Source organism: Parasphingomonas zepuensis (genome assembly GCF_036663735.1).
In the GTDB taxonomy this organism is placed as follows: domain Bacteria; phylum Pseudomonadota; class Alphaproteobacteria; order Sphingomonadales; family Sphingomonadaceae; genus Sphingomonas.
This window is the reverse complement of the sequence record NZ_JAXOJO010000001.1, coordinates 1,293,382-1,319,832: the sequence shown is the minus strand read 5'-3', so window position 1 is coordinate 1,319,832 and position 26,451 is coordinate 1,293,382. Positions and strand designations below refer to the sequence as shown.

The following is a 26,451-nucleotide window of genomic DNA, read 5'->3' as shown; positions in this document are numbered from 1 at the left end:
TTTTTCGTCCGTATCTGGGGGACACTATCATGAAAAAATATCTGGTGCTTGGCGCCGCTCTTTTGGCGTGCGCGCCCGCCATGGCCTTTGCGCAGGACGCCGAGCCGGTCGCCGCGCAGGACTTTGACGGCATCCGCCTCGAAGCACGCCTCGGTTACGAAACGCCGACCATTTCCGACGACGACGATGTCTACAAGATCGGCAGCGCGGCTTCCTATGGCGGCGAGATCGGTTTCGACATCAAGGCCGGCAACAAGGTCGTGGTCGGTCCGTATGCGACCTATGAATTCTCGAGCGTCAAGCTGTGCGACGGCGGCGCGTGCCTGAAGGAAGACGGCAATCTCGGCGTCGGCGGCCGGATCGGCTTCGTCGCTTCCCCGAAGGTGCTGGTGTATGGCAAGCTCGGCTATGCCCGCATCAAGTTCAGCGCCAGCGTCGGCACCGCTTCGGGCTCGGAGAGCCAGGGCGGCGTGCAGGGCGCGATCGGCGTGAACGTGAATTTCGGCAAGAATGCCTATGGCCTGCTCGAGATCAACTACGGCGATTATGGCGACTTCTACGGCGTGGGGCTGCAGCGCCGCCAGGCGCTCGGCGGAGTCGGTGTGCGCTTCTGATCTTTCGCACCCTATCGCATGATGGAAGGGGCGTCCGGCAACGGGCGCCCCTTTTTCGTGGGGCCCCTTTCCGTGGCTCCCCATTTCGTGGGCAATGCGCGGCCCGCACGAATCACTTTCCTTCGCACCTTGATCCGGCCACGCCGGAATCCTGCAATGATTGGCAGTATGCGCACGAATATACCGCGCGCGGCGTCGAAATCGTGATGATTTGATGAGAATCATCGCGCGCTATCTGGTACCAAAATGGATGTTCCACGTATCCCCATGGCCCCTGCGGCGTATTGGGCCGATCCGGGAGCAACTATCTCCGCCTGCGATTGCCGCGGTTCGTGGCAATTCTTGGCAGATGAATATCTGGTGTGATGAAGGTGCCGAAAGCCTTACTTGTCCGAAGTTCGAAGTGACGCGAATATTTAATAAAACCAAAACATAGTGGGCGCAGTACATTCGGGGGGATGTTTGGGGGATTGTATCCCCCATGAGAGGCGCGGCTGCTCTTCGGGCGCACGGCAGATCGCCGCACGCCGGAGGGCAATCAACCCGACATTTGTCGGCCAACAGCGCTTCGAGGAACGATTATCATGCAGCAGCAATCGGGAATGTGCATCGTCAACCGCGAGCTGGTGGAAGATCTGGAACCCCTAGTCGGATCGCAGGCGGAGGTGATGCGGCGGCTGGGCATCAGCTGGAACAGCTGGATCAAGATCGTCGCCGGATTGCCGGTCCGCCGTTCGGTCGGCCAGCGGCTGAAGGAACGCACCCTCGCCCAGGCAGCGGCGCTGCAGGGCTTGCGGACCAAATTCCCCTGCACCGTGGCGCCCGACGGCATCAACCGCGCGGCGCTGGAGAGCGCCTTCATGCTCCCCGCCGCCAATGATGCCGGCCCGGCGCTGCCCTCGAACGGGCATGGCCTGCGTTCGGTGCGCCAGGCACGCTCCTTCCGGTCGTGCGAGGGCATCGCGGGCTGACACCGCCGGTGTGCGACGGGGACGCAGGGAGCCGGAGGCGGAAGGAATCGCTGCCCAGTTCCCGGCATCGCACCGCCGCCATGGTGATCCCACCCGTTGCCGGGAGATAGGGCGATCGCATCCGGCGCGTCGCGCGGGACGCGAAAATCCTGAAGAGGATGCGCGGAGGTTTCCAGATGCGATCGAACGCATCGCGCAGACCATATCCGTATCTCCGCGCCTCGGCGCGACCCTGATCTTCCTTGCCAGTCCGAAACGGCGCGGCTTGTGCATATGCGGCCTGCAGATTGGACTATCCGCCCTTTACCATGTGTTTACCATGTTGGCCGATAGCCCGGCGCTCCGTCGGGCGAAGGGCAATCATGCGATCAGGGATGTTCAACGATCGCGGCCTTGCGCTGTGGCGGATCTGGTTTCCACCAGTGCCGGCCGCACTGCGCGACAGCCTGACCGCTTTCCAGCTCGCCAATATCCACCGCCAGATCCCGATCCTGCATCTCCTCGCGCTGACCAATCTGGCGCTGGTCGATTATGTGCTGTGGCACCAGGGCGTGCCGCTGCGCTTCTATGGCTGGACGGCCGGCGTCGCGGCCTTCTGCCTGTGGCGGATCCTGTTGTGGCAGCGCCGCAACGCGCGCGGGGTTGGCGCCGGCGATACGGCGCGCTTCCTGCGGGGGACGAACATCGCCGCCACTGGCTCAGTCGCGGTGGTCAGCGCCTTCAGCGTGCTGAGCTTCGTGCAGGGCCTGGGCTTTCCGTTGCTGATCCCGGTCTCGCTCGCCTTCGGGACGTTCAGCATCGCGCATTGCCTGGCGCCGTTGCGCTTCGCATCGATCGCGACCCTGCTGATCGGTATCCTTCCGTCGGGCATCGCCATGATCGCCTCGGGCGATTTCATGGCCATGGCACTGGGCGGGAGCATGAGCAGCGTGGCGCTGCTCAAGATCGGCTTCCTGCGCGATTATCATCGCCAGACGATCGCGATGCTGGCGCTGCACCGGCAAGTGGAGACGCTGGCGCATAGCGACGCCCTGACCGGCCTGGCCAACCGCCACGCCATCTGCGCGGCGATCGAGGATGCGCTGGCCGAGGCCGGGCAGAGCGGCGAGCCGGTGACGGTGGCGCTGATCGATCTCGACGGGTTCAAGCAGATCAACGACACGCATGGCCATCATGTCGGCGACGCGCTGCTGAAGATCGTGGCGGAGCGGCTGACGGCGCATGCCGGGCCGGGCGCGATGGCCGGACGGCTGGGCGGCGACGAGTTCGTGCTGATGCTGCGCGGGGAAACCGGCGGGCTCTCGATCGATGCGCGGCTGACCAGCATCGTCCTGCGGCTGTGCCAGCCCGCGCAGATCGGCGCGCTGATGCTGCCGGTTTCGGGCAGCCTGGGCTTCGCCACCTATCCCGCCGGCGGGCTCGACCTGGACGGGCTGCTGCAGGCGGCCGACGAGGCGCTGTATGCGGCCAAGCGCAGCGGCAAGGGGCGGGCGATGGGCCAGGCGGCGGTGCTGCGGGTGGCGTGAAGGGCGCGGGGGCGCTCCTGGGCGCCGCAACCGCGCAGGTCGCCCTTGGCTCACAGTTGAGGCGTTGCGTAACATTGCGGAAAATGCCGGAAAGGGAGACATTGCGGCATCACCCGCGATGGAGTCGCGCATGAGCCCCCCACTTCGCCTGTTGAGCTGCGTTGCCGCTTTCCTCGTTACCGGGCCCGCTTTCGGACAGGCGACGACACGGCCCTGTGGCCTCGATGAAGCACCCGGCCCGGCCTGCCTGCTGGCGCGCAAGGACCTGCCGAGCGTGGACAGGAAATCGGTCTATTGGCATCTCGACAGCTTCCCGTCGAAAGCCGCGGCGCAGGACAGCCTGACCGCCAACGGCACCATCGTGGAGGCGTTCGACAAGATCTGGCTGTTCACGATCGCGCCGCGCGCATGGCGGGCGAAGCACGGTCGCCATGTCGCGCGGCTCGGTCCGCTCCCGCTCGATCCGGCACCGCGCTACACGGCGGAATATCTGCGCTCCGTCTTCACCCCGGGCATGACCGCGCCGCTGCATGTGCATTCCGGGCCCGAAGCCTTTTACGCCGTCAGCGGGGACACGTGCCTGGAGACGCCGGAGGGCGTCCAGATGGGGCGCGGGCCGGGGAACAGCCTGATGATCCGCGCCGGGCCGCCGATGCTGTTGATGGCCATCGGCCAGCAGCCGCGGCGCGGCTTCGCGCTGATCCTCCACGACGGCGCCAGGCAACCCACCACCCTGACTCATGACTGGCATCCGACTGGCCTGTGCGAACGGCAGCTGACGCAGGGCCGGGCACGCTAGAGCAGAACTGGCTGGAATCACCCTTCCCGTTCGCCCTGAGCTCGTCGGGCCGAACGGGGGTAAATACCCAAGCTAGCGCTATTCCCGCGCCTTGAGGAACGCGGTCAGCGCGGCGAAATAGCGTTGCTGATCGTCGTACATCGCCATGTGGCTGCCCTCCGGCATCAGGGCGAACTGGCCGTTCGGCAACTTCTTCGCCATCGCCGCCATATAGGCCGGATCCATCGTGTCGTAGCGCGCGCCGATGACGAGGGTGGGCGCCTGGATCTTCGCCAGATCGGCGAAGCGATCCCAGTTGAGCAGGCGGCCGCTCGCGCCGAGTTCGCTCGGCCCCTGCATCAGCGTGTAGAGCTGGGTATTGAGCTGCGCGAAGGAATGGTTGAGCGGCTCGGGCCATTCGGCCGCGGGACGGCGCAGGATGTGCTGCTCGTAATGCAGCGGCACCAGGATTTCCATGTAGCGCGGGTTGGCGGTGTCGCCTTTCGCTTCCAGTGCCTTGACCTCGGCGAGCAGCTTCTGGTCCATCGCCGGCATCAGCGTCTTTTGCGCATAGGCGTTATAGGCCGGGACCGACGCCATCATGTTCGACACGACCATGCATTTCAGGTTCGCCGGATATTTCAGCGCATATTCGATCGCGAGGATGCCGCCCCAGCTGTGGCCGAGCACGCAGAAATTGTCCTTCGTCAGGCCAAGCGCGACGCGGACCTGCTCGACCTCGTCGACGAAGCGATCGATCGTCCACAGATCGGTATCGGTCGGCTTGTCGGAGCGGCCCGATCCGAGCTGATCATAATAGATATATTCGATGCCCTCGCGCGGCAGGAAGCTGTCGAAGGGTTCGAAATAATCATGCGTCGCGCCGGGGCCGCCGTGCAGCAGCAGGACCGCCATTTTCGGGTTGTTGCCGACCCGCTTGGTCCAGACGTTGAAATTGCCCTTGGGCGTGGTGATCGGCACCATGCGCACGCCGCCGGCCCAGGCATCGGCCTTGCCGGCGGGATCGAGATAGGTGGGCGGCGGCGTCTGTGCGGCGGCGGGGGCGATGGGCGCGGCCAGCGCGAGCAAGGCGGCCAGAAGTCTCGTCATGCGGTCCTCGTCGATAGCGTCGGCCCCATCAGTGTTCGGATGGGCTCTCGGAAGGCAGGATATCAGCTGAACGAGGGCCAGTCCGGTAAAATTGCAGAAAGAGTGCCGGCATGTCTGCCACCTCGGCCGCGACTGTCGCCAGTTCGGGGTCAGTCAGCAGATCCTCGAAAAAGGCCTCGACCTCCATGGCGCCGGCGACCTGAAGCACGGCCTGCCTGTTGTCCGCCGGCAGGAACGGAACACGGCGGATGGGCGGCCGGAAATCGCCCGTAAAATGTCCATCCAGGGTGTGCGACCAGTTCCATCCGACACGAAACTGACCATGGTCCGGCAACTCGGCCGGCTGGCCGATCTCGCCCGTCAGGATCGGGTGCGCGCCGACCAGCCAGGTGATCAGCTGCGCCCGCCAATATCTGTTCGGAATGGCGAGGACTGACTGAAACCACGCTTCGACCGCCTCCGCCGGGAGATATTTGACGCAGAAGAAGAGCGATGCCGAGAACAGGCCATCGGCGTCGAACCAGCCGAACAGCCCATTCCGTCTTTCCCGCTTGTTGAGGCATTCCCCGACGTCGAGCTCGCCCCCGGGCCAGAAGTGCGGCGACATGATGTAGCGTCCCAGCGTGCGCAGCGCATCGGTCCGAAAGCCCCGATAGGGCCAGTCTCCGTTCGATTCCGGGTGCTGGGCCATGAAGGCAGTGATCAGCAGTTCAACCGGATGCCAGAATCCCGAGCGCCATTGCCGGTCGATCAGGCGCGGCAGCAGATAGTGATACCATATTGTCCACTCCCTGAGCTGGCCGAAACTACCCGGACCTATCGCGGTCTGCTCAAGGGCTTTCTCGATCTCGTCGTCCGTCAGCGAGTCGAGCGCGTCGAACAGTCGCGGGTACATCTCGCGCTCCGCCGCCATGAACCAAGCCTCACCCATCGGCTCCCCTGGCCTGGAAAAGGCACGGGCCATTCGGTCAACGGCGGCCGAGTCCGGGGATTGCCCGGGAATCCACAGAAAGGGGGAACGGGCCTTGGACATTCATCGGCGCATAAAGGGCATTGGCTAATGCCTGCTTTCCACAGTGATCAGAAGCGTGCGTAACGCGCGATTGGCTTGAATTTTTGTACAGAGTTCTGTACAAATACGCCATGGATACGCTCAGCATTTCCGAAACGCGCGCCAATTTGAAGGCAGTCATGGACCGGGTCGTCGCGGACAAGGCGCCGATCGCCATCGCGCGGCAGCGCGGCGAGGGTGTGGTGATGATCTCGGCAAGCGAATGGGCATCGATCGAGGAAACGCTTTACCTGCTGCAATCCCCGAAGAATGCGAAGCGCCTGCTGGCGAGTATCGCTGAACTCGACGCCGGCGAGGGCGAGGAACAAGCGCTGATCGATCCGTGAAGCTCGTCTTCTCATCGGCCGCCTGGGAGGATTATGTCGCCTGGCAGGGTGAAGATCGCAAAACGCTGGAGCGCATCAACACGCTGATCAAGGAAAGTCTGCGAGAGCCGTTTCGCGGGACTGGCAAGCCGGAGCCGTTGGGCGGAAATCTGTCAGGCTGGTGGTCCAGGCGAATCAACCGCGAACATCGGCTGGTGTACCGCGTGACGGGCAACGGGGAGGCCCAGGCGCTGGAAGTCGCGCAGTGCCGGTATCATTACTGAGGCGGCACCAATGTTCCCGCATCCAGCGATGGGGGTCGGCTTTCCGATTTACGGGGCAGCGCAGCCAGTTCGGCTTTCTGCGCTTCGGTAAGGGCCGGCAGATCGGTCGGACCGCCCTCGCGGCGCACGATGTCAGCGCTGATCTTCTTCATAACGCCGCCTTTTTCTGTCGGTCCGAACGACCTCGACCGGCTGCCGGCTACCTGGCTGGTACCGCCGGCACGCGCGACCACGCTGACTACAAACCGCGGCGGCCAAAGCCGGACGGGACGGGTGTGAAGCCCGGTGCTGGGGCCGTCCGCACCGTGGCGGGGCGACGCGCCGGCTTTGGCGCGCGATCGCTTCCCTCGTCGGGCAAAGGACCGTGGTAAGAATCGCCGTACCAGATGCCGTCGCCGGCCGGCCGGCCGGGCCAGAACATCAGGCAGAGCGCCATGCCGAGATTGAAGAACGTGCCGAGCAGCGTGCCGCCGCCAGCGCTCATCGCCAGGCCGGGAATGGCGTGGGCCACGAGCCGATCGAAGAGGACGGCCGCGATCCAGCCCGGCAGGACATAGATCGGCTTCCAGCCGATATCCCGGATCCGCTTCGCCTGAAACGCGAGGGAAAACCACAGATAGAAGGGCAGCACCACCAGCAGGAGAATCAGGACGAGGCCCGGCGGTACCGAAGTCCTGTAATCGGCGATCGACCCGCCAGCGGGCCTGAAGCCGAGCACCAGGGCGAGCACCACCAGCAAGGTGAGAACGCCAAGTCCCATACAAGCCAGGAAATATTCGAACCGAGCCATGCGGCCACCGAAACCCAGCATATTGTGAAGCATCGGCGCCCTCCCGCAACTGGGCTCTTCTGCAACGGCGGGTCTTACCGCATCCGCGCCGAACAAGGTTAATTGCGCAGCGGGGGCGCTGGAGGACTGCGCACCTTGGTGCCTGGTCCGCCGGATCGGAATTCAGTCCCACAATTCCTGAAGCTGAGTGCTGGACCCACGTCCTCGATGATTTTGGGGCCACCCCGCGCGCGCAGTTAATATAATCTCCAAAAACGCCTCGCTATATCGGAGCGCTCGCAACGCGGGCGGCGTGACCGCGATCACGCGTAGCCGCCCAAGACTCCCTCTATCCCCAATTCCGACATCTGGATTCGACCAGACAGCGGAAGGGACAGGACATGCCACAGCAGGACATCGACGCACTCAATCGCGCCATCGCGGAAGCGGGCGCCGACTGGGTCGCCATCGAAACACCCTATAGCCGTCTGGACGGGGAGACGGCGACCTCCACCGCGATGGGCCTCGCCCTGACGCCGGAGGACGCTTATGCCGACCTGCGCAGCGCGCGTAGCAGCGAATTCAACATGATGGTCCCCCTGCCGCCGCCGCCGGCTATCGACTGGCGGGCGAACAACGGCAATTGGGTGACGCCCGTGCGGGATCAATCGACCTGCGGCTCTTGCGTTGCCTTTGCGACGGTGGCGACCATCGAATCGCGCGTGCTGATCGCCGAGAACGTGCCTGACGCGGACTTCGACCTTTCCGAGGCGCACTTGTTCTATTGCGGTGTTCCGAATGCGTGCGGCCTCGGCTGGCAACCACCGCTCGCCCTGGTTCAGGCGCAAAATCCGGGGATCGGTCGTGAAGCTTCGTTTCCCTACAAGCCCGGCAACCAGCCCTGCCGGCCCGGCGTGCCCGTGGTCGTGAACGCCGGCAACGCATCGACCGCGGCGACGACGCTGGCGCGCAAGCAGGCGCTGCTCGAAGGCCCTGTCATCGCCTGCCTCGCCGTCTATGGCGATTTCTTCCATTATGGCTCGGGGGTGTATCGCCACGTCACCGGCAATCTCGCCGGCTATCACGCCGTTTGCGTGGTCGGGTACGACGACGCGAACGCCTGCTGGATCGCGAAGAACAGCTGGAACACAAGCTGGGGCGAAAAAGGCTTTTTCCGCATCCGCTACGGCGAATGCGGGATCGATTCGCAATATCCCTTTTATTATCCCGACAGCGTCGCGCTCGTACCCGGAACGACGATCCCCTAAAGGTGGCGAATGGACGATCCGATACTTCCCGACCAGCTTACCATTGCGCCCGGCGCCTCCAGGACCCTCGAGGCGCCGGGTCACGGGATCGGCGGCTATTTATGGAGCGCGGAAGTAGAAGGGCCGGGACGGATCGAGGACATCTCCATACCGGCAATCGGCGATATCGGGACCGGCGCCACCGGACGGTTCCGCCTCACCTGGCTCGGAAGTCAGAGTGGCTCGGTAATTTTGCGATTGAAGCGGCCGTGGGAAGATGTCCCGATCGAGAGCCACCGCATCGAGATTCGGTCCGGCGAGGACGAAGCGCACTGATGGCGCCGTTGGGCTCGTACGCCTCCGGCTCTTCCCAGAAATCCGGCGAGAAGGCCGCGCGATGGAACAGGCCTTGATGCGTGATGCCACAGCAGGCGCAGTTCCAGCCCGCGCCGCGCAGGCGATCCAGCGCGGAGAGGGGCTTTTTCCGGCCGAAGACTTCACGGACCTTTTCGCTCATTCCTCAGCGGTCCTTTCGGCGCTCTCGCTTGCGGCAAGGCTCCCTCCACCATTCGCGAAGAGCGAATGGTCCCCCTCCCTGCTTTGCAGGGTGAGGAGCAGATGAGGCCGCGCCGCTACTCCGCTGCCGGCAGGTAAATCTCCCCGCCCTTCTCGCGGAATTTCTCGCTCATCTCGTCCATGCCCTTTTCGGCATCGGCGTTGGCGAAATGGGCGCGGGCGGCATCCCCTTCCTGCGTCGGCGTTGCCGCGAGGAAGCTGTCTACGCCGCTGTTCTGCTTCGCCGCGAAATCGCGCACTTCCTGCGTGATCTTCATCGAGCAGAATTTCGGGCCGCACATCGAGCAGAAATGGGCGGTCTTGGCGCCTTCGGCCGGGAGCGTCTGATCGTGATATTGCTCGGCCGTGTCGGGATCGAGCGACAGGTTGAACTGATCGCGCCAGCGGAATTCGAAGCGGGCGCGGCTGAGCGCGTCGTCGCGCAGCTTCGAGGCTGGGTGGCCCTTGGCGAGATCGGCGGCGTGGGCGGCGAGCTTGTAGGTGACGACCCCCACCTTCACATCGTCGCGGTCGGGCAGGCCGAGATGCTCCTTGGGCGTGACGTAGCAAAGCATCGCCGTGCCGTACCAGCCGATCATCGCGGCGCCGATGCCGCTGGTGATGTGATCGTAGCCGGGCGCGATATCGGTGGTGAGCGGCCCGAGCGTGTAGAAGGGCGCTTCGCCGCAGACCTCGAGCTGCTTGTCCATATTCTCCTTGATCTTGTGCATCGGCACATGGCCGGGGCCTTCGATCATGACCTGGACGTCGCTCTTCCACGCGCGGTGGGTGAGCTCACCGAGGGTGTAGAGCTCGCTGAACTGCGCTTCGTCATTCGCATCGGCGATGCTGCCGGGGCGCAGGCCGTCGCCGAGGCTGTAGGCGATGTCATAGGCCTTCATGATCTCGGTGATCTCGTCGAAGCGTTCGTAGAGGAAGCTCTCCTTGTGGTGGCTGAGGCACCATTTCGCCATGATCGAGCCGCCGCGGCTGACGATGCCGGTCACGCGCTTCGCCGTCATCGGGATATAGGCGAGACGCACGCCGGCATGGATGGTGAAATAATCCACACCCTGCTCGGCCTGCTCGATCAGCGTATCGCGGAAAATCTCCCAGGTGAGATCTTCCGCCACGCCACCGACCTTCTCCAGCGCCTGGTAGATCGGCACGGTGCCGATCGGCACGGGCGAATTGCGGATGATCCATTCGCGCGTGTCATGGATGTTGCGGCCGGTGGAGAGATCCATCACCGTGTCCGCGCCCCAGCGGATCGACCAGACCATCTTGTCGACTTCGTTCGCGACGTTCGAGGCGACGGCCGAGTTGCCGATATTGGCGTTGATCTTCACGAGGAAGTTGCGGCCGATCGCCATCGGCTCGGATTCGGGATGGTTGATGTTGTTGGGGATGATCGCGCGGCCACGGGCGACCTCGTCCCTTACGAATTCGGGGGTGACGTGATCGGGGATCGACGCGCCGAAATCCTGGCCGTCGCGGATCAGCGCTTCCTTCGCGGCGGCGCGGCCCATATTCTCGCGGATCGCGACATATTCCATTTCGGGCGTGATGATGCCGCGGCGGGCATAATGCATCTGGCTGACGTTCATGCCCGGCTTCGCGCGGAGCGGGCGCTTCACGACGTTGGGGAATTGGGGCACGCCGGCGGAGCGATCCGGGCCGGACAGGCCATTATCCTCAGGGCGGATTTCGCGCGCGTCATAGGATTCGACATCGCCGCGGCCGAGGATCCAGTCGCGCCGGAGCGAGGGCAGGCCGGCCATGATGTCGATCGTCGCCTTCGGGTCCGTGTAGGGGCCGGAGGTGTCGTAGACGCGCAAGGGCGGCTCGCCGCAGCTCGGCTCGAGCATGATCTCGCGCATCGCAACGCTGACCGCAGGATTGCCGGGCGCGCCGACATGGATTTTCCGGGAGCCGCGGATCGGGCCAGTGGTGACGCCGATTTCGGTGCGGGCGGGGATATCGGCCATGTCTTCACTCCAATGGTGCGGAGCGAGGACGGATTTCGGGTGAAAGCCGCTCCCTCCCTCCGCCGGTCTCAACCGGATCAGGTTCGGCGGGTCGGGGGCTGCAGCCCCCCTCTCAGGCGCGCATCAGCGCCCCCCCGGGGAAGCGACCGGTCTAGGCGCGTCGGCGGACAAAGGGAAGCGGCGCTATTCGAAGACCTCGGCCAGCTCCGTCTCGTCGGGATAGCGATCGTAGGTGTTGGCCACGCGTTCGGAGCGAAGCAGGTAGGCGGTCCAGACCGTGGCATAGATGAGCGGGCGCACCGTCTGGACATCGACGAGATCAGCGATGCGGCTTAACGGCACGCCCGCGATGATCGATACCGCGATGATGTCGAGCAGGCTTGGCACGATCGCTATCACGAACAGGCCGCCGATGACGATCCGCACCGTTTGCCACTGCTGCACCTTCATCAACCGCCACGCCATGTACCAGGAGAACGCGATGGTGGCGGCGCCAATGCTGCCGGAAGCGGCCTGCATCACCACCCAACGATCGCCAAAGGCAGCCGCCGTTGCCGGGCTGCCGAAAAGATCAGCGAAACGGTTGGTCAGGACGCCGAGCGGCGTGAACACCGCCAGCGTAAGGACGAAAAAGGCGAGCCAGCCATTGACCCCGGTCAGTGCGCGCGAATCATAGGCCATGTAATCCCCCCGGATGGTGACGGGAGCATAGAGCGATCTGGTCCGGGGTCGAACCGAAACCACCATGGCAAAGAAAAAGGCCGCGCGACCTGACGATCGCGCGGCCTATCCTTTTTGGCCCGTCGAGAGCGGCCGTCAGTTGGCGGCGCTGGTCCGGAAGAAGGTGCTGGTGACGCCCGACGGATAGAAGCCGCCGCCCGACACCGCCGAATTGTTCGCGTAGAACACGTTCAGCACCTGGCCCGGCGTGCGGCCGAAGACGATGCCGTCATTATCGGCCGGCACGATATTCGCGGTGGTGGCGCTGCCGGTGACGCCCTGATCCGAATCGGTCGACCCGTCGAACGAATCGCGCGCGGCGCTGATCTGATCGGTCTGGGTGCGTACGGCGGCGCCGCGGGCATAGAGCTGGGCCCGGATCATCGCGGCGTGGAACGCCTTGGTGGCGAGCACGTCGGCCGCGGCGTTGACGAAGAGCAGGCTCGACAGCGCCGGGATCGCACCGCGATAGGCCGTGACGAGCACGTCCTGCAGCATGAACGCGCCGAGCAGGAAATTGACCTCATTGGCATAAGGATTGAACGTATCGGCCAGACCGATCAGGTTGGCGGTGCGGGCGATGCGGGTGAAGCCGCCGGTCGCCGCATCCGAGATGTCGATCGCCGGCTGTGCCGAGGCGGCAGCGCCGACGGCCGAGCGCAGGAACAGCACATGGGCGAGCTCGCCCGCAGCGATCTCGCGTGCATATTCGCCGAGCAGCGTATCGGTAAACGTCACCGCAGCGCCGCCGGTGACCGTGCCCTGGGTGCCAGTGCCCTTGACCAAGGCCGCGCCGCCCTCGGGCAGCTGAGTCGAGACCGGGAGTGCCTCGATGCCGGCGCCGGTGGTCGCGCGGAGATAATATTGCGCCGAGAGATATTGCAGCTGGAGCGCGAAGTTGAGGTAGTCCGCGTCGAGCGCGACGGTCGAGCTCGGCGTCGGGGTTGGCGAGCCCGAGCTGCTTGGCGTCGGGGTTGGCGTCGGCGAGCTGTCGTCATTGCCGCCGCCGCAGGCAGCGAGGCCGAGCGCGACCGTGGCGGTGCCGGCGAGCTGCAGGAAACGGCGGCGCTGGCTGCTGCGCGAGTCCGCATCGAGCGCCAGGATCGGGGTATCGGAATCGATCATCGTGAAATCTTCCCTTGGGGGAGCGCTAGCGATCAGCCGACTGAGGCTGAGCTGGCCTTGAGGTTGCCGTTAACGCCGGCCGTGTAGAAGCCGCCCGACGAGACCGAAGCGCTGTTCAGGTAGAATATGTTCAGCACCTGGCCGGTCGACCGGCCAAGAACCAGGCCGTCGGCGCTGGCCGGCACCACGTTCGAGACGAGCTTGCTGTCGACCGTGCGGGGCGAGATGCCCTGATCGAAATCCTGCGCGGCGCCGGTGCCGTCGAGGCTGTCGCGGATATCGGAGATCTTGTCGGCCCCGGTGCGCAGCGCCGGCGTGGCGACGCCCTTGGCATAAAGCAGCGAGCGGATCACCGCGGTGTGATGCGCGTGCGTCGCGGTCATGCCGGCAACCTTGCCGAGCAGGGTCTTGTCGACCAGCGAGGCGCAGGCCCCGGCAAAGGCGGTGACAAGCACGTCTTCGAACATATAGGCGCCGAGCAGGAAATTCTCCTCACTGGCATAGGGATCGAACGACGCGCCCGCAGCCACGATGGTGGCAGCGGCGGCGAGCTTGCTGAACGCACCGGTCGCCGCGACTCCGAGATCGATCGCCGGCTGGGCGGTCGTGCCGTCCGTGCCGAGCGTGACGCGCAGGAAGGCGACATGCGCCGTCAGATCCTGCGAGATCTCGCGGGCATATTGGGCGACGAGCGGATCGGTAAAGGTAACCTGGCGCGCGCCGGTGGCGGCGCCCGCGGTGCCGACGCCGGTCAGCTGCGCAGCGGGCAGGCCCGCCCCGGTGACGGCGAAGCTGTAATATTGCGCCGCGAGATATTCGAGCTGGAGCAGGAAATTGCCCATGTCGTTATCGGCGATCGTCGCGGCGGTGGCCGATGTCGCGATCGACAGCGCGCCGGCGCCAGCGGCCGTCGCGGCGGCGGCGCCGAGCGCTGCCCTGAAGAATTCGCGGCGTTCGTTGCGGAGCGTGCTTTCCGGCTGCGGGGCGGCGTGGTTACCCTCGATCAGCTGCTGGTCTTCGGTCAAAACGACCTCTCCTCGAAATGGTTTTCCCGGTCGAACGGGAAGAATTTGGCCACCGGACCCAATCGCTTGCGTGGCTGGCACGCCGATTCCGGCCGGTTTCCGCTCCCGGGTAGCCGATGTACGGGGGCGACATCAACAACCGTTAACGGCCTTTCGGACGGCACCGCCTCGATTCGTCCCGAAAGCGACGGACCGAACCGTGCCGATCGATCGCCGGCGTCCCGAAGACGGAGTCAAACGCGCGATCCCGCAATCCTCAAAGCAGATACAGCATCCGCACCTGCTGGGCATCGGCCTGGCCCGAGACGGTGAAGCGCGCGGCGGCGAAGCTGGGCGGGCCGAAGGTGATGGTCGGGTTGCGCGAAAAGCCGAAGCCTTCGCGCGGGATTCCGGCAAAGGTATCGAGCTTGCCATTGCCATTCTCGTCATGGATCACCGCGATGGCATAGTCGCCGCGGGGCAGCGTGAAGCTGACATCGTGGGTGGTCGCCGGAACCGAGCGGGTCACTGCATGGGCATCATCGCTGCATTTGGGAAAATTGGCCGGCACCGCGGTGAGGCAGATGCGGATCATGCCGCGGGCGGAGCGGAGCTTCGCCACGTCGAGCGACAGATCAGAGACCGGCATCGCCCCCGGCAGCAGCACCATCGCCACCGCCCCCAGCGCGAGCCGCCGCCCCAGCCGGCCGGCGAAGCCCGGAGCGGGCATGATCGCGGGCGAAATCGCCGACGCCGCGATCGGTGCCGCACAGGCGGTCCCAGAACCGGAAATAAAGGCCATAATTCCCCCTGTACTGCTCGTGGTGCCGCTGGTGGTGGCTCGCCGTGATGAGCCAATCCCCCAATCGGCCCCGCCACATGAACGCAGGGAAAATCTCCCACCCCATATGGTTGGTCACTCCCATAACGGTCATCACCGTCAACACCATGCCGAGCGCAGCGGGATGAATCGGAATCACGAAGACCAGTAGCGGAATTGCCACAGCGCCAGTGATCGCCTCGACCGGATGAAACGCCATCGCCGCCCAGGCAGTGGGCGGGCGGCTGGCATGGTGGACGGCATGGGCGATGCGGAACGGCGTGGGCCAGTGCATCCAGCGATGAGTCCAGTAGAACCACGTGTCATGGGCCATGAGGAAGAGCAGCACCGAGACCGGCAGATACCAGAGCGGATAAGCGTGGACATCAGCATAGATCAGCGTCCAGCCGCGATTCTGCCAGCCCCAGGCAATGATGCCGGCCGGCACGCCGTAGATCGCGGCCGAGGCGAGGCTCCAGGCGATCTCGCGGCGGATCTGCGGATCGAGCCCGGCATAGAGGCCAGGATGCTTCGCCCGAGTCGCGGCGGCGAAAGCGCCGCTGACGATCAGGTAGCGTATACCGACGATCAGCGTCATCGCGACGGCGGAGAGCAGGACGGCGAGCGCTACGGTCATGGCATCGCCTTACACGCCAAGCCCCTGCCGCGTCATCTGCCGCGTCATCCTATCCCGATTGCCAGACCCTGATCGCTTCGACCGGCCAGACCAGCATCAGCACGTTGAGGGTGAGATTGTCGCGGATGATGGCGAGCGTCATCAGTTCGAACGCGATGGCGAGCGCGACGGTCCACCAGGCGGGCAGCCGCCCCGCGAGCCAGAAGCCGGCGATCATCCAGCCGATGTCGCACAAAGAATTGAGCACGCTGTCCCCCGTATAGCCAAAGGCAATCGTCGCCTCGCGGTAACGATCGATGATCAGCGGTGAATTCTCGAGCAATTCCCAGCCGCCCTCGACAAGCACCGCCAGTGGCAGCGCCCAGGCGCGCCAGGCCGGGCGCCCACGCAGCGCGAGATACGCCGCGCCGTAGAAGAGGAAGCCGTGGATGATATGGCTGAAGCTGTACCAGTCGGCGATCTGCTGGCTGTTTTCCGGTGACTGCACCGTGCCGTGCCAAAGGCTGACCGTGCCGCACGGACAGATCGGCGGGCGGGCATTGAGCAATTCGATCGCGCCGACCGCAATGACCAGGGCGAGCGCGACGAGTGGGACGCGCCAGCGGCGCAGAAACACGGTCAAACGATCATCCCGGCGCAATCGCGGGCGATCCGGTCGAGCGCCGCGCGCGGTTCGCCGGCGCGGGCGCGCACGCTGAGCGAATGAATCACCGACGCGACGAGCGCGGCAGACGCTGCCGGGCGCGTGCTGCCGGCGGCAACGAGCAATTGTTCGATGCAGCGATCCTCCATGGCGAGGAATTTGGCGAGCGCCGCGCGGACTTCCGGATCGGCGGCGGATTCGGCGGTCGCGGTGCCGACCAGCAGGCAGCCCGAGGGCCCCTTCTCGCCCGACATATAGCCGTCGATCGCCCCGAGCAGCATGCGCTCGACCATCGGCTGGAGCGGCAGGTCGAGCGTGCCCAGTCCGGCAAAAGCCCGTTCGGCGCGATCATGCAGGCGCGCGAGCGCCGCCAGGTACAGGGCGCGCTTGTCGCCAAAGGCGGCATAGAGGCTGGGCCTGGCCAGCCCGGTCGCATCGGCCAGCTCGTCCAGCGACGTGCCGGCAAAGCCATGCGTGCGGAACCGCTCGGACGCGGCCTTCAGGGCGGTATTCGCATCGAAGCTGCGCGGACGGCCGCGCGGGCGCTGTGACAAATTCTGTACCATTTCGCAAAGAATCATTGACTCCACCACATATTATGCGAAACGGTATGGAAATCAACCGTACCCCGGGAGGCTGCCATGAAGCTGTATTTCATCCCCTTCGCCTGCTCGCTCGCGACGCGGATCGCGATCGAAGAGGCTGAACTCGACGCCGAATTCGTGCAGGTCCTGCCCGGCGGCAGGCTGCCCGACGGGCGCCCGTTCACCGCGATCAGCCCGATGGGTTATGTGCCGGCGATGGAGACGGCGGGCGGGCTCGCGCTGAGCGAAGGGCCGGCGGTGCTGACCTATCTCGCCGATCTCGCCGCGGAAGGCGTGCTGGCGCCGGCGCCCTATACCGCCGAGCGATACCAGATGCTGCGCTGGCTGAACTTCATCTCGACCGAGCTGCACAAATCGGTATTCGCGCCGCTGATGAGCCAGGCGACGCCCGAGGGCGCCAGGGAGTGGGCGCGCCATCTCGCCACCAGGCGGCTCGACCTGCTCTCGGCCCATCTCGACGGGGCCGATTATCTGGTCGGCAGCTTCAGCGTCGCCGATGCCTATCTGCTGAGCGTGCTCAACTGGTGCGAATTTGCCGGCATCGCGATCGCCGACTGGCCAGTACTGCTCGGCTGGCGGACGCGGATGCGCAAACGGCCGTCGGTCGCGCAGGCAATGGCGACGGAGATGCCATTGCGGCAAGCGGCCTGATCGCCGCGGCTATTTGGCCTGCGGCTTGCCCTCCATCGGCGCGATCCGCGTACCCGCAACTTCCCATATCCGATCGCTGCCGGTACCGACGGCAACCGCCTTTCCGCTCCACAGCGACAGATAGACGTGGAGTTCGGTCGGATGCGGATCGAGCAAGTGCGTGATGAAGAGCATAGCGCTATCGGGCGGCGCCTGCATCGGAAGACAGGCCCTGCTGAAATCGCGCGTCCCGACGACGGTGCCGTTGGCGCCGACATCCACTTCGTGATGGCCGCCAAAAGGATATTCACCCGCCTTTGTCATCGGCGTCAGCAAATAGACCGGCACGGTGCCGTCGGGCTCGGGCGGGAGGATTACGGTGTTGAAGGGACGATCGACGCAACGCGAGAAAGATTGCGCCCTGGCGACACTGGCCGCGGCGGCCATGCGCGCGCCCTGAGCCGACAGCGCGCTGCCCTCCGACTCCGGCACCACATCGACCACGACCTTTCCGTCGCCGATGAAAGCGACGTAGATCGCGTAGGGCCTGGCATCCCTGAGCCCGTAAAAGGTCACCCTCAGCATGTCCCCACTCGGCTCGACCACCCAGCCGCGGATCGCCTGCATCGTCTCTTGCGGGAGACCCTTCGCGAGCATTGCATCGGTGCTGTGCCAGGCGGCCTGATCGAAGGCATAGAGCTGGGCGCCGCGTTTGCTGACGGTGGCGAGATCGGCGGTCCCGATGCTTTGCTGCGCGGCCGCTGGAGCGGCACTGACGGCGAGCAGTATGGCGGCGGCGAGCAGGCGCATGCATTTCCCCCTTTTTCAGGGCGGATCGTAATGGGACACGTCTCCAGCGCAAGCGCATGATTTGCATGACGAGGGGATTGGGCTAGGCACGGGCCATGCCTGCCGTCATCTCCTGCGACATCGCGATCGTCGGCGCCGGACTGGCCGGCGGGCTGGTGACGCTCGCGCTGAAGAAGAAACATCCCGAACTCGACGTGCGGCTGATCGAGGGATCGGACCGGATCGGCGGCAATCATCTCTGGTCGTTCTTCGCGAGCGACGTGGCGGATGCCGACCGGTGGATCGTCGCGCCGCTGATCAGCCATGGCTGGACGAGCTACGACATCGCCTTCCCGGCGCATCGGCGGACGCTCGAAGCCGCCTATTATTCGATCGAATCCGAACGGCTCGATGCCGTAGTGCGCGCCGCCCTGCCCGACGGCGCGCTGATGACCGGGCGCAAGGTGCTCGGCGCGAGCCCGACCGCCGTGGTGCTGGCCGATGGCGACCGGGTTGCCGCAAAGGGCGTGATCGACGCGCGCGGGCCGGGCGACCTCGGTCTGCTCGAGCTCGGATGGCAGAAATTCCTCGGGCGAGAATTCGAGCTGAGCGAAGCGCATGACGATCCCCGCCCGATGGTGATGGACGCGACCGTCCCGCAGATCGACGGCTATCGCTTCGTCTATTGCCTGCCGTTCGCTGCAACCAGGATGTTCGTCGAGGACACTTATTACAGCGACACGCCCGGATTCGACCGGGCCGAGCTGGCCGGCCGGATCGATGCCTATGTCGCCAATCGCGGGTGGCACGCGGATCGCGTCCTGCGCGAAGAGACAGGAGTATTGCCGGTCGCGATGGGCGGCGATTTCGAGCAATATTGGCGATCGGGCGGCAACAAGGTCGCCAAGGCGGGGATGCGCGCCGGGCTGTTCCATCCGACCACCGGCTATTCCCTTCCGGACGCCATACGAACCGCGTCACTGATCGCGGATTCGACCGACTTTTCAGGCGCGGCGCTGCACGAGCTGACGCATGGCCTGGCGCAATCGACCTGGCGCCAGCGTGGCTTCTACCGCATGCTCGACAAGATGCTGTTCAAGGCCGCAGAGCCAGCGGAACGATATCGCGTGCTCGAACGCTTCTATCGCCTCGATCCCCGGCTTATAGGCCGTTTCTATGCCGGACGATCGACCATGACCGACAAGGCCCGCGTGCTGATGGGCAAGCCGCCCGTTCCCATCGGGCGGGCAATCGAAGCGATAACGGGCACGGCAATCCGCCCGACCCTCCACCGGAGCACTACATGAGCCGCAGCGCTATCGTCATCGGCGCCGGGTTCGGCGGGCTCGCGCTCGGCATCCGGCTGCAATCCGCGGGCGTCGAGACGACCATCGTCGAGGCCCGCGACAAGCCGGGCGGCCGCGCCTATGTCTGGGAGAAGGACGGCTTCACCTTCGATGCCGGGCCAACCGTCATCACCGATCCGCCGTGCCTGCAGGAATTATGGGCGCTGACCGGACGCAACATGGCGGACGACGTGACGCTGACGCCGGTGCTGCCCTTCTACCGGCTCAACTGGCCCGACGGCACCAGCTTCGATTACACCAATGACGACAACGTCCTGATGGCGGAGATCGCCAAGCTCAACCCCGAGGACGTCGCCGGGTATCGCAAGTTCCTCGACTATTCCGCCGGGGTCTTCCACGAAGGCTATGAGAAGCTCGGCCATGTCGCGTTCCTCGACTTCGCGTCGATGATCAAGGCGGCCCCGGCGCTGATGAAATATCAGGCGTGGCGATCGGTCTATTCGATCGTGTCGAGCTTCGTGAAGAGCGAGCATCTGCGCCAGGCGCTGAGCTTCCACACCTTGCTCGTCGGCGGCAACCCGATGACGACGAGCGCGATCTACGCGCTGATCCACAAGCTGGAGCGCGACGGCGGCGTGTGGTTCGCGATGGGCGGCACCAACAAGCTGATCGCCGGCCTGGTCACGCATTTCGAGCGGCTCGGCGGCGTGCTGAGGCTGAACGATCCGGTGACGAGCATCGAGACGCTGGGCGACCGGGCGACGGGCGTGACGACCGCATCGGGCTGGGAGGGCACGGCCGACATGGTGGCGTGCAACGGCGATGTGGTGCACACCTATCGCGACCTGCTGAAAACCTCGCGCAGCGCGCAGCGCACGGCGCCGAAGCTCGAACGCAAGCGCTTCTCACCATCGCTGTTCGTGGTGCATTTCGGGATCAAGGGCACCTGGCCCGGGATCCCGCACCACATGATCCTGTTCGGGCCGCGTTATAAGGGCCTGCTCGCCGACCTGTACGACACCGGCGTGCTGCCCGAGGATTTCTCGCTCTATCTCCATCACCCGACCGTCACCGATCCGAGCATGGCGCCGGAGGGGCATTCGACCTTCTACGCGCTGGCGCCGGTGCCGCATCTCGGCAAGTTCCCGGTCGACTGGGCGGAGATCGGGCCCATCCTGGAAAAGCGCATCCTCGACGAAGTCGGGCGGCGGCTGATCCCCGATATCCATGAGCGGATCGTGACCAAATTCCATTACGCGCCGAGCGATTTCGCGACCGACCTAAACGCGCATCTCGGCAGCGCCTTCAGCCTAGAGCCGATCCTGACGCAGAGCGCCTGGTTCCGCGTGCACAATCGCGACGACGAGATCCCGAACCTCTATTTCGTCGGTGCGGGCACGCATCCGGGGGCCGGTATCCCGGGCGTGGTCGGGAGCGCCAAGGCGACGGCGGCGCTGATGCTGGAGGGACAGCGGTGACGGCGATTCCGATGAAACGCCTGGCGGTTTATTGTGGATCGGCCACGCCCAGCGATCCCGTCTATATCGAATCCGCGCGCGCCGTGGGCCGTGCCCTGGCCGAGCGGGGCATCGGCGTCGTCTATGGCGGGGGACGGCTTGGGCTGATGGGCGCGGTCGCGGACGGCGCGCTCGATGCGGGGGGCGAAGTGATCGGGATCATCCCGACCGCGCTGGTCAGCGCCGAGGTTGCCCATCGCGGGCTGACCGAGCTGCATGTCGTCGACACGATGCACCAGCGCAAACAGGCCTTCACCGATCTGTCCGACGGATTCGTCAACCTGCCCGGCGGCACCGGCACGATGGACGAATTGTGGGAGGCGCTGAGCTGGGCGCAGATCGGCTATCATGCCAAGCCGGTCGGGCTGCTCAACGTCGCGGGCTATTACAATGATCTGATCGCCTTTTACGAGAAGATGGGCGAGGTCGGTTTCCTGCGGCCGCAGCACCAGGCCATCCTGATCGTCGACAGCGGCCTTGACGGGCTGCTAGCCAAAATGGCGGCCCATGTCCCGATCGAGACGATCACCAAGATGAGCGCCAAGGACCTGTGAGCGACCTGCCGTCGCGTGACGCGATCGTCGCGACCGCCGCGGAATCGATCGCGCGCGGATCAAAGAGCTTTGCTGCCGCGAGCCGGCTGTTCGACCGCAGGACGCGCGAGCGCGCCTGGCTGCTCTACGCCTGGTGCCGGAAATGCGACGATATCGCCGATGGCCAGGATCACGGGCACGGCATGACCATCGTCGAGGATGCGCCGGCGCGGCTCCTGCGGCTTTCGGCGATGACCGACGCAGCATTGGCGGGCGACTGGGTCGGCGATCCGGCCTTCGACGCGCTGCGCATCGTCGCGGCCGAGACGAGGATGCCGAAGCGTTTCGCGCACGACCTGATCGCCGGCTTCGCGCTCGACGCCGAGGAATGGCGGCCGCGCAGCGAGGATGACCTGTACAAATATTGCTATCACGTCGCGGGTGCGGTCGGCTGCATGATGGCGGTGGCGATGGGGGTTTCACCGGACGACGAAGCGACCCTCGACCGTGCCTGCGATCTCGGCATGGCGTTCCAGCTCGCCAATATCGCGCGCGACATCGAGGAGGATGACCGGGTCGGCCGCTGCTACCTGCCCGAGGAATGGCTGGTCGAAATGGATATCCCGCCCGGGCAGCACATGAAGCCGCCGTTCCGCCAGCGGCTCGCGGTGCTGGCGAAACGGCTCGCCACCCGCGCGGCGGCGTTCGAGGAAAGCGCGCGCGCAGGAACGCCCGCTTTGCCGTTCCGATCGGCCTGGGCCGTGCTGGCGGCGGCGGGCATCTATGGCGCGATCGGACGCGAAGTCGCCGAGCGCGGCGAACAGGCCTGGGACCACCGCGTCTCGACATCGGCCATGGCGAAAATCGCGATGATCGCGCGGGCCGCACGCGAGGCGGCGCAGCGTCGGTCGCTTTACCCGCCAGTGCCGCGCAACCCCGATTTGTGGCAGCGGCCGCGCTGACCGCTGCGGCAGGCGTTCAGCCGAGCAGCGGTTCGCCCGGATAGGGCTTGCGGTGCAGCCAGATGCCGGCCGCGCCGCCCAGCACCGGCAGCAGGACGGCACAAAGCTGCATCCACAGCGGATGGGGCAGCATCGCGATGTTGGCGATGCTGCCGGCAAGGACCACCGCCGTGACGATCCACCCGGTCGGGCGCCAGTCGCTGATCCGCAACGCGAGCCAGGCACCGGCCAGCGGGCCGGCCAGCCAGCCTGCGACGACGAGCCATTTGGCCGTCAGCGGCATGCCGGCGACCACGGCGGCAAGCGCGGCCGGATCGCCGCTTTCGAGGACGGGCAACGGATAGAGATAGCTGGCCAGCGCATCGAAGGCCGCGACGACCAGCATCGCCGCGCCAGCGCCAAGCACAACACTTAAAATCTTCCGCATCGGCTGCCCCTGTTCAGGCGCCAGCCTAGCATCGGATAAGGAAAGCGGAAGGCCGGGAAAAGCGAAAGACCGGATCAGCCGCCGCGGCGTTGCTGACTGGTCTGCACGAGTTGCGGCCGATTCGACCGGCAGGTGGCGCTGATTACCGGATAATCGATATCGCTGTTGCGCTCGAGCATGACGGGCATCGCCGCCTGGCATTGCTGAACCGAGGCATAGCGCACGGGCACGACCCGGGCCTCGGCACAATTGGCCGAACCGTCCGCGCAACCCATGATCGCCATCACGAAAAAGAAGGGTTCCATGCCTCGTCTCCAGTCCCGGTATCAATCGACGGGCGCGTCTCTGGTTCCGCGAAATGCTTCCGATCCCGATTTGGCCGCCTATATGGGCGGTGATGCCCCCACTTACCGAGACCCCAAGCAGCGAGCGGCCGCTGATCCCGACGCTCCGGCGCTTCCTGCCCTATTTGTGGCCGGCCGATGCGCCCGCGCTGCGGCTGCGCATCGTGGCGGCGATGACGCTCGTGGTCGGATCGAAACTTCTGCAGGTCTTCGGCGTCGCCTATGCCATGCGCTATGCCGTCGATCGCATGGCGCAGGGCGACCGGAGCGCGGCGTGGATCGTCATCGCGCTGGTGCTGGGCTATGCTGCGGCGCGTTTCGGCACGACGCTGTTCGACAATCTGCGCAACACCGTGTTCGAGCGCGTCGGGCAGGAAGCGACCCGCCGGCTGGCGGCCAGCGTGTTCCGGCACCTCCACCGCCTGTCGCTGCGTTTCCACCTCGAACGGCGCACCGGCGCCGTTACCAAGGTGGTGGAGCGCGGCACCAAGAGCATCGATACGATGCTGTATTTCATGTTGTTCAACATCGCGCCGACTCTGCTCGAGCTGGTGCTGGTGCTCACCATCTTCTGGAGCAATTTCGGGCTGTGGCTGGTCGCATCGACCGTGGCGATGGTCGCGATCTACATTTATTTCACCCGGCTGGTGACCGACTGGCGCGCGGCATTACGCACGCAGATGAACGACCTCGACACAGGCGCAGTCTCGCACGCGGTCGATTCGCTGCTGAATTTCGAGACAGTCAAATATTTCAACGCCGAGGAGCGCGAGGCGCGGCGCTACGACAAGGCGATGCTGGCTTATGCCACGGCGGCGGTGCGCAGCGAGAATTCGCTCGCCTGGCTGAATATCGGCCAGGCGCTGATCACCAATGCGATGATGGCGATCGGCATGGGCGTGATCGCCTGGGGCTGGGGCAAGAGCCAGTTTTCGGCGGGCGACGTGGTGTTCGTATCGACCCTGTTGTCGCAGCTGTTCCGCCCGCTCGACCTGCTCGGTATGGTCTATCGCACGATCCGCCAGGGCGTGATCGACATGGGCGCGATGTTCGACCTGATCGACACGCCGTCCGAGGTGATCGACGCGCCCGGCGCGCGCCCGCTTGCGGTCGGCGCCGGGCATGTGCGGTTCGAGGATGTCCGCTTCGGCTATGACGACGGCCAGCCGATCCTGAAGGGCATCGATCTCGACATCCCCGCGGGCCACACGCTGGCGGTGGTCGGGCCGTCGGGTGCGGGCAAATCGACGCTCGCCCGGCTGATGTACCGGTTCTACGACCTGACGGGCGGGCGGATCACGATCGACGGGCAGGACATCGCCGGGGTCACGCAAGAATCGCTGCGCGCCGCGATCGGCATCGTCCCGCAGGACACGGTGCTGTTCAACGACACGATCGGCTACAACATCGCCTATGGCCGCGAGGATGCCGGCGAAGAGGAGATCGAGCGCGCCGCGCGCGGCGCGGCGATCGCCGACTTCATCGAGCGCCAGCCGCTGGGTTATGCGACGCGGGTGGGCGAGCGCGGGCTGAAGCTGTCCGGCGGCGAGAAGCAGCGCGTCGCCATCGCCCGCACGCTGCTGAAGAATCCGCCTATCCTGATCCTGGACGAGGCGACCAGTGCGCTCGACAGCCGCACCGAATCCGAGATCCAGGCGACGCTGGAGGATATCGAGCGGGGCCGCACCACCATCGTGATCGCGCACCGGCTGTCGACCGTGATCCATGCCGACGAGATCGTCGTGCTAGAGGCCGGCCGGGTGGTCGAACGCGGGCGCCATGCGGCGCTGCTGCGGCAGGACGGGCTGTACGCCGAGATGTGGAACCGCCAGGCGCAGGAGCGCGAGGAGGACGGGGCGCTCGCGGCGGAGTGAACCCTCAGGCCGCCCGTTCGGCGAGCAGATCCTGCCACTCGGCATGCCGATCGATATAGGCCTTCACGAATTCGCAGACCGGGCGGACCTTCAGGCCGCGGTCGCGGGCCTGGGCGAGCGCGCCGGAAATCAGGCGGCTGGCAACGCCGTGCCCTTCGAGCGCGGGCGGGACGAGCGTGTGCGTGAAAGTGATCACGTTCCCTTCCAGCGTGTAGTCGCTGAAGGCGAGATGGCGATCGACCACCAGCTCGAACCGGTGGGCAGCGGGATTGTCTCGGACGTCTTCGGTCATGCGACCAAGCTAGCAGGAAAATCCCGGCGGCCAACCGCTTCAGGCGCAGCTGAGCCTTATTTGCGCGGCGGGCTTGTCGAAGACGATCGACGAGCAGCGATCGAGCTGGTCGAGACCGAGGCTCAGGCGATCGCGGTCCGGATCGCGCTTTTTACCGGCGGTGACGACCACCTCGTCCGGATCGTCCCGCTCGTCCGCGATGATCGAGGCATCGCCGAAATCGGCGACGCGGACGAACAGCCGGTCGATCGCGAGCGGCCCCACCTGCAACGGCGCGGCAAGATGGAGCCGACGGACCGGCCGCTCGACGCCGAAGACGATCTCGGCCCGTTCGACCTCACCCTCGGTCCTGCCGTTCAGGGCGGCGGCGATCCGCACCCCGGCGCCCGCCGTGGCCACCGTTCGGCGGTGGCGAAGATCGAAACGGACCTTGAGCGGCTGGCCGCCAAGATCGATCCGCGCGAACAGCCCGCCTTTGCTGCCCATCAATCCGCCCGCATCGACCATCGGGAGGGTAACGGTCCGCTCGCCCGGACGAGGCGCTCTCAGGGCGAAGCGTACCACATCCTCGGCGAGGCCGCCGGGCCCGATCACGCCATCGGCGTCGGCCGTATAGGGTTGGACCGTCCAGGCCACTCGCCGCTTGCGCGGGCCGCCGCCGGTATCGATCGTGGTGACGGCGCTCGACCCGTCGACCGATACCGGGCCGACCATATAGCGCATGCCGAACATGCCCGGACGCAACCCGATGCGGGCGGCATAATCGGGCGCCAGCATCAGCATCGACGGCGCGCCGGGATCGACCAGGATCCGGCCCGGCATGGTGGCGACATTGCCCGGCACGATCCCGTCGCCGGTGACGATGCGCTCGCGCGGCGCATCGGCGGCGGCGACCAGCAGCACCGCGCCACAGACGACAAACAGGCTCGGTCCAGTCATCGCTTCATTCCCCCGCTTCGCCAGCGACTGTCACCGCCGAGCGCGGCGAATTGATGGCGGCATT

31 protein-coding genes and 1 riboswitch are annotated in these 26,451 nt (G+C 65.7%); of the genes, 14 read left to right on the top strand and 17 right to left on the bottom strand.

Features of this window, described 5'->3' with window-relative positions; translation table 11 throughout:
* Nucleotides 1-29: 29 nt before the first annotated feature.
* From U1769_RS06370 to U1769_RS06355, 4 genes are all read left to right on the top strand, one after another.
* Complete coding sequence (locus U1769_RS06370; protein WP_332713498.1) at nucleotides 30-614, top strand: outer membrane beta-barrel protein; 585 nt, start codon at nucleotides 30-32, stop codon at nucleotides 612-614.
* A gap of 584 nt (nucleotides 615-1,198) precedes the next feature.
* Nucleotides 1,199-1,585: a hypothetical protein gene (locus U1769_RS06365; RefSeq protein WP_332713495.1), complete on the top strand. Its 387-nt coding sequence runs from the start codon at nucleotides 1,199-1,201 to the stop codon at nucleotides 1,583-1,585.
* 374 nt (nucleotides 1,586-1,959) lie between these two features.
* Nucleotides 1,960-3,111 (top strand): diguanylate cyclase domain-containing protein, encoded by a 1,152-nt coding sequence (locus U1769_RS06360; RefSeq protein WP_332713492.1) that lies wholly within the window; start codon nucleotides 1,960-1,962, stop codon nucleotides 3,109-3,111.
* Nucleotides 3,112-3,241: 130 nt separating this feature from the next.
* Entirely contained in the window at nucleotides 3,242-3,910 is a 669-nt protein-coding gene (locus U1769_RS06355; RefSeq protein ID WP_332713487.1) for a hypothetical protein, read from the top strand.
* A 78-nt stretch (nucleotides 3,911-3,988) separates the two neighbouring features.
* On the opposite strand, the gene U1769_RS06350 is transcribed toward U1769_RS06355, so the two are convergent.
* Nucleotides 3,989-4,999: a proline iminopeptidase-family hydrolase gene (locus U1769_RS06350; protein WP_332713484.1), complete on the bottom strand. Its 1,011-nt coding sequence runs from the start codon at nucleotides 4,997-4,999 to the stop codon at nucleotides 3,989-3,991.
* 28 nt (nucleotides 5,000-5,027) lie between these two features.
* On the bottom strand, nucleotides 5,028-5,930 hold the full coding sequence (locus U1769_RS06345) for a hypothetical protein (protein WP_332713482.1): 903 nt from the start codon (nucleotides 5,928-5,930) through the stop codon (nucleotides 5,028-5,030).
* Nucleotides 5,931-6,142: 212 nt separating this feature from the next.
* On the opposite strand from U1769_RS06345, the gene U1769_RS06340 reads away from it, so the two are divergent.
* A complete protein-coding gene (locus U1769_RS06340) occupies nucleotides 6,143-6,397 on the top strand; it encodes a type II toxin-antitoxin system Phd/YefM family antitoxin (RefSeq protein ID WP_332713479.1) in 255 nt (84 codons plus the stop codon).
* Nucleotides 6,394-6,660: a Txe/YoeB family addiction module toxin gene (locus U1769_RS06335; RefSeq protein WP_332713477.1), complete on the top strand. Its 267-nt coding sequence runs from the start codon at nucleotides 6,394-6,396 to the stop codon at nucleotides 6,658-6,660. Before U1769_RS06340 ends, U1769_RS06335 begins: the two co-directional genes overlap by 4 nt.
* Here the strand turns inward: U1769_RS06335 and U1769_RS06330 are convergent.
* Together U1769_RS06330 and U1769_RS06325 are read right to left on the bottom strand one after the other, a co-directional pair.
* Complete coding sequence (locus U1769_RS06330; protein ID WP_332713474.1) at nucleotides 6,654-6,812, bottom strand: hypothetical protein; 159 nt, start codon at nucleotides 6,810-6,812, stop codon at nucleotides 6,654-6,656. The two genes, U1769_RS06335 and U1769_RS06330, sit on opposite strands and share 7 nt — an antisense overlap.
* An 86-nt stretch (nucleotides 6,813-6,898) precedes the next feature.
* Entirely contained in the window at nucleotides 6,899-7,483 is a 585-nt protein-coding gene (locus U1769_RS06325) for a DUF805 domain-containing protein (protein ID WP_332713471.1), read from the bottom strand.
* 347 nt (nucleotides 7,484-7,830) lie between these two features.
* On the opposite strand from U1769_RS06325, the gene U1769_RS06320 reads away from it, so the two are divergent.
* Both U1769_RS06320 and U1769_RS06315 read left to right on the top strand, forming a co-directional pair.
* Nucleotides 7,831-8,697, top strand: coding sequence for a C1 family peptidase (locus U1769_RS06320; protein WP_332713468.1), 867 nt, complete (start codon nucleotides 7,831-7,833; stop codon nucleotides 8,695-8,697).
* A gap of 9 nt (nucleotides 8,698-8,706) precedes the next feature.
* Nucleotides 8,707-9,012: a protease inhibitor I42 family protein gene (locus U1769_RS06315; RefSeq protein ID WP_332713465.1), complete on the top strand. Its 306-nt coding sequence runs from the start codon at nucleotides 8,707-8,709 to the stop codon at nucleotides 9,010-9,012.
* Between the two features lie 296 nt (nucleotides 9,013-9,308).
* Here U1769_RS06315 and thiC read toward each other — a convergent pair whose 3' ends face one another.
* The 8 genes from thiC to U1769_RS06275 form a co-directional block, all read right to left on the bottom strand.
* The gene (thiC, locus tag U1769_RS06310) at nucleotides 9,309-11,219 is read right to left on the bottom strand and encodes a phosphomethylpyrimidine synthase ThiC (protein WP_332713462.1); all 1,911 of its coding nucleotides are present in this window, start codon (nucleotides 11,217-11,219) and stop codon (nucleotides 9,309-9,311) included.
* Between the two features lie 37 nt (nucleotides 11,220-11,256).
* Nucleotides 11,257-11,365: riboswitch (TPP riboswitch) on the bottom strand.
* A gap of 37 nt (nucleotides 11,366-11,402) precedes the next feature.
* A complete protein-coding gene (locus tag U1769_RS06305) occupies nucleotides 11,403-11,900 on the bottom strand; it encodes a DUF2569 family protein (RefSeq protein ID WP_332713459.1) in 498 nt (165 codons plus the stop codon).
* 135 nt (nucleotides 11,901-12,035) lie between these two features.
* The gene (locus tag U1769_RS06300) at nucleotides 12,036-13,064 is read right to left on the bottom strand and encodes a ferritin-like domain-containing protein (RefSeq protein WP_332713456.1); all 1,029 of its coding nucleotides are present in this window, start codon (nucleotides 13,062-13,064) and stop codon (nucleotides 12,036-12,038) included.
* A 32-nt stretch (nucleotides 13,065-13,096) separates the two neighbouring features.
* On the bottom strand, nucleotides 13,097-14,089 hold the full coding sequence (locus tag U1769_RS06295) for a ferritin-like domain-containing protein (RefSeq protein WP_332713453.1): 993 nt from the start codon (nucleotides 14,087-14,089) through the stop codon (nucleotides 13,097-13,099).
* A 256-nt stretch (nucleotides 14,090-14,345) separates the two neighbouring features.
* Nucleotides 14,346-14,738, bottom strand: a complete 393-nt coding sequence (locus U1769_RS06290; protein WP_332713451.1) for a DUF2141 domain-containing protein — start codon at nucleotides 14,736-14,738, stop codon at nucleotides 14,346-14,348.
* Entirely contained in the window at nucleotides 14,704-15,525 is an 822-nt protein-coding gene (locus U1769_RS06285) for a sterol desaturase family protein (protein WP_332713448.1), read from the bottom strand. Before U1769_RS06285 ends, U1769_RS06290 begins: the two co-directional genes overlap by 35 nt.
* Before the next feature lie 49 nt (nucleotides 15,526-15,574).
* Nucleotides 15,575-16,141, bottom strand: a complete 567-nt coding sequence (locus U1769_RS06280) for a DUF2585 domain-containing protein (RefSeq protein WP_443030214.1) — start codon at nucleotides 16,139-16,141, stop codon at nucleotides 15,575-15,577.
* A 2-nt stretch (nucleotides 16,142-16,143) separates the two neighbouring features.
* Nucleotides 16,144-16,722 carry a TetR/AcrR family transcriptional regulator gene (locus tag U1769_RS06275; RefSeq protein ID WP_332713442.1) on the bottom strand — a complete coding sequence of 193 codons (579 nt, stop codon included), beginning with the start codon at nucleotides 16,720-16,722 and terminating at the stop codon, nucleotides 16,144-16,146.
* Nucleotides 16,723-16,809: 87 nt separating this feature from the next.
* Here U1769_RS06275 and U1769_RS06270 point away from each other — a divergent pair, with 87 nt between their 5' ends.
* On the top strand, nucleotides 16,810-17,424 hold the full coding sequence (locus U1769_RS06270) for a glutathione binding-like protein (RefSeq protein ID WP_332713440.1): 615 nt from the start codon (nucleotides 16,810-16,812) through the stop codon (nucleotides 17,422-17,424).
* Nucleotides 17,425-17,433: 9 nt separating this feature from the next.
* Here U1769_RS06270 and U1769_RS06265 read toward each other — a convergent pair whose 3' ends face one another.
* Nucleotides 17,434-18,213, bottom strand: coding sequence for a hypothetical protein (locus U1769_RS06265; protein ID WP_332713437.1), 780 nt, complete (start codon nucleotides 18,211-18,213; stop codon nucleotides 17,434-17,436).
* A gap of 95 nt (nucleotides 18,214-18,308) precedes the next feature.
* Here U1769_RS06265 and crtY point away from each other — a divergent pair, with 95 nt between their 5' ends.
* From crtY to U1769_RS06245, 4 genes are read left to right on the top strand one after another with little or no spacing between them, the layout of a single operon-like run.
* Nucleotides 18,309-19,499 carry a lycopene beta-cyclase CrtY gene (crtY, locus tag U1769_RS06260; protein ID WP_332713434.1) on the top strand — a complete coding sequence of 397 codons (1,191 nt, stop codon included), beginning with the start codon at nucleotides 18,309-18,311 and terminating at the stop codon, nucleotides 19,497-19,499.
* Nucleotides 19,496-20,977, top strand: coding sequence for a phytoene desaturase (locus U1769_RS06255; RefSeq protein WP_332713431.1), 1,482 nt, complete (start codon nucleotides 19,496-19,498; stop codon nucleotides 20,975-20,977). Before crtY ends, U1769_RS06255 begins: the two co-directional genes overlap by 4 nt.
* An 11-nt stretch (nucleotides 20,978-20,988) precedes the next feature.
* The gene (locus U1769_RS06250) at nucleotides 20,989-21,570 is read left to right on the top strand and encodes an LOG family protein (protein ID WP_332713429.1); all 582 of its coding nucleotides are present in this window, start codon (nucleotides 20,989-20,991) and stop codon (nucleotides 21,568-21,570) included.
* Entirely contained in the window at nucleotides 21,567-22,511 is a 945-nt protein-coding gene (locus tag U1769_RS06245) for a phytoene/squalene synthase family protein (protein WP_332713426.1), read from the top strand. The genes U1769_RS06250 and U1769_RS06245 overlap by 4 nt, the downstream gene beginning before the upstream one ends.
* 16 nt (nucleotides 22,512-22,527) lie before the next feature.
* Here U1769_RS06245 and U1769_RS06240 read toward each other — a convergent pair whose 3' ends face one another.
* Nucleotides 22,528-22,938 (bottom strand): hypothetical protein, encoded by a 411-nt coding sequence (locus tag U1769_RS06240; protein ID WP_332713424.1) that lies wholly within the window; start codon nucleotides 22,936-22,938, stop codon nucleotides 22,528-22,530.
* Nucleotides 22,939-23,012: 74 nt separating this feature from the next.
* Nucleotides 23,013-23,243, bottom strand: coding sequence for a hypothetical protein (locus tag U1769_RS06235; RefSeq protein WP_332713421.1), 231 nt, complete (start codon nucleotides 23,241-23,243; stop codon nucleotides 23,013-23,015).
* A 92-nt stretch (nucleotides 23,244-23,335) separates the two neighbouring features.
* On the opposite strand from U1769_RS06235, the gene U1769_RS06230 reads away from it, so the two are divergent.
* A complete protein-coding gene (locus tag U1769_RS06230; RefSeq protein ID WP_332713419.1) occupies nucleotides 23,336-25,156 on the top strand; it encodes an ABCB family ABC transporter ATP-binding protein/permease in 1,821 nt (606 codons plus the stop codon).
* Nucleotides 25,157-25,160: 4 nt separating this feature from the next.
* On the opposite strand, the gene U1769_RS06225 is transcribed toward U1769_RS06230, so the two are convergent.
* Together U1769_RS06225 and U1769_RS06220 are read right to left on the bottom strand one after the other, a co-directional pair.
* A complete protein-coding gene (locus U1769_RS06225; protein ID WP_332713415.1) occupies nucleotides 25,161-25,448 on the bottom strand; it encodes a GNAT family N-acetyltransferase in 288 nt (95 codons plus the stop codon).
* Between the two features lie 39 nt (nucleotides 25,449-25,487).
* Entirely contained in the window at nucleotides 25,488-26,387 is a 900-nt protein-coding gene (locus U1769_RS06220) for a hypothetical protein (protein ID WP_332713412.1), read from the bottom strand.
* Between the last annotated feature and the right edge of the window lie 64 nt (nucleotides 26,388-26,451).

What these genes read in the sequence shown, in the direction of transcription:
- U1769_RS06370 (WP_332713498.1), top strand. Translation starts at nt 30, where the DNA reads ATGAAAAAATATCTGGTGCTTGGCGCCGCTCTTTTGGCGTGCGCGCCC.
- U1769_RS06365 (WP_332713495.1), top strand. Translation starts at nt 1,199, where the DNA reads ATGCAGCAGCAATCGGGAATGTGCATCGTCAACCGCGAGCTGGTGGAA.
- U1769_RS06360 (WP_332713492.1), top strand. Translation starts at nt 1,960, where the DNA reads ATGTTCAACGATCGCGGCCTTGCGCTGTGGCGGATCTGGTTTCCACCA.
- U1769_RS06355 (WP_332713487.1), top strand. Translation starts at nt 3,242, where the DNA reads ATGAGCCCCCCACTTCGCCTGTTGAGCTGCGTTGCCGCTTTCCTCGTT.
- U1769_RS06350 (WP_332713484.1), bottom strand. Translation starts at nt 4,999, where the DNA reads ATGACGAGACTTCTGGCCGCCTTGCTCGCGCTGGCCGCGCCCATCGCC.
- U1769_RS06345 (WP_332713482.1), bottom strand. Translation starts at nt 5,930, where the DNA reads ATGGGTGAGGCTTGGTTCATGGCGGCGGAGCGCGAGATGTACCCGCGA.
- U1769_RS06340 (WP_332713479.1), top strand. Translation starts at nt 6,143, where the DNA reads ATGGATACGCTCAGCATTTCCGAAACGCGCGCCAATTTGAAGGCAGTC.
- U1769_RS06330 (WP_332713474.1), bottom strand. Translation starts at nt 6,812, where the DNA reads ATGAAGAAGATCAGCGCTGACATCGTGCGCCGCGAGGGCGGTCCGACC.
- U1769_RS06325 (WP_332713471.1), bottom strand. Translation starts at nt 7,483, where the DNA reads ATGCTTCACAATATGCTGGGTTTCGGTGGCCGCATGGCTCGGTTCGAA.
- U1769_RS06320 (WP_332713468.1), top strand. Translation starts at nt 7,831, where the DNA reads ATGCCACAGCAGGACATCGACGCACTCAATCGCGCCATCGCGGAAGCG.
- U1769_RS06315 (WP_332713465.1), top strand. Translation starts at nt 8,707, where the DNA reads ATGGACGATCCGATACTTCCCGACCAGCTTACCATTGCGCCCGGCGCC.
- thiC (WP_332713462.1), bottom strand. Translation starts at nt 11,219, where the DNA reads ATGGCCGATATCCCCGCCCGCACCGAAATCGGCGTCACCACTGGCCCG.
- U1769_RS06305 (WP_332713459.1), bottom strand. Translation starts at nt 11,900, where the DNA reads ATGGCCTATGATTCGCGCGCACTGACCGGGGTCAATGGCTGGCTCGCC.
- U1769_RS06300 (WP_332713456.1), bottom strand. Translation starts at nt 13,064, where the DNA reads ATGATCGATTCCGATACCCCGATCCTGGCGCTCGATGCGGACTCGCGC.
- U1769_RS06290 (WP_332713451.1), bottom strand. Translation starts at nt 14,738, where the DNA reads ATGGTGCTGCTGCCGGGGGCGATGCCGGTCTCTGATCTGTCGCTCGAC.
- U1769_RS06285 (WP_332713448.1), bottom strand. Translation starts at nt 15,525, where the DNA reads ATGACCGTAGCGCTCGCCGTCCTGCTCTCCGCCGTCGCGATGACGCTG.
- U1769_RS06270 (WP_332713440.1), top strand. Translation starts at nt 16,810, where the DNA reads ATGAAGCTGTATTTCATCCCCTTCGCCTGCTCGCTCGCGACGCGGATC.
- U1769_RS06265 (WP_332713437.1), bottom strand. Translation starts at nt 18,213, where the DNA reads ATGCGCCTGCTCGCCGCCGCCATACTGCTCGCCGTCAGTGCCGCTCCA.
- crtY (WP_332713434.1), top strand. Translation starts at nt 18,309, where the DNA reads ATGCCTGCCGTCATCTCCTGCGACATCGCGATCGTCGGCGCCGGACTG.
- U1769_RS06255 (WP_332713431.1), top strand. Translation starts at nt 19,496, where the DNA reads ATGAGCCGCAGCGCTATCGTCATCGGCGCCGGGTTCGGCGGGCTCGCG.
- U1769_RS06250 (WP_332713429.1), top strand. Translation starts at nt 20,989, where the DNA reads ATGAAACGCCTGGCGGTTTATTGTGGATCGGCCACGCCCAGCGATCCC.
- U1769_RS06240 (WP_332713424.1), bottom strand. Translation starts at nt 22,938, where the DNA reads ATGCGGAAGATTTTAAGTGTTGTGCTTGGCGCTGGCGCGGCGATGCTG.
- U1769_RS06235 (WP_332713421.1), bottom strand. Translation starts at nt 23,243, where the DNA reads ATGGAACCCTTCTTTTTCGTGATGGCGATCATGGGTTGCGCGGACGGT.
- U1769_RS06230 (WP_332713419.1), top strand. Translation starts at nt 23,336, where the DNA reads ATGCCCCCACTTACCGAGACCCCAAGCAGCGAGCGGCCGCTGATCCCG.
- U1769_RS06225 (WP_332713415.1), bottom strand. Translation starts at nt 25,448, where the DNA reads ATGACCGAAGACGTCCGAGACAATCCCGCTGCCCACCGGTTCGAGCTG.
- U1769_RS06220 (WP_332713412.1), bottom strand. Translation starts at nt 26,387, where the DNA reads ATGACTGGACCGAGCCTGTTTGTCGTCTGTGGCGCGGTGCTGCTGGTC.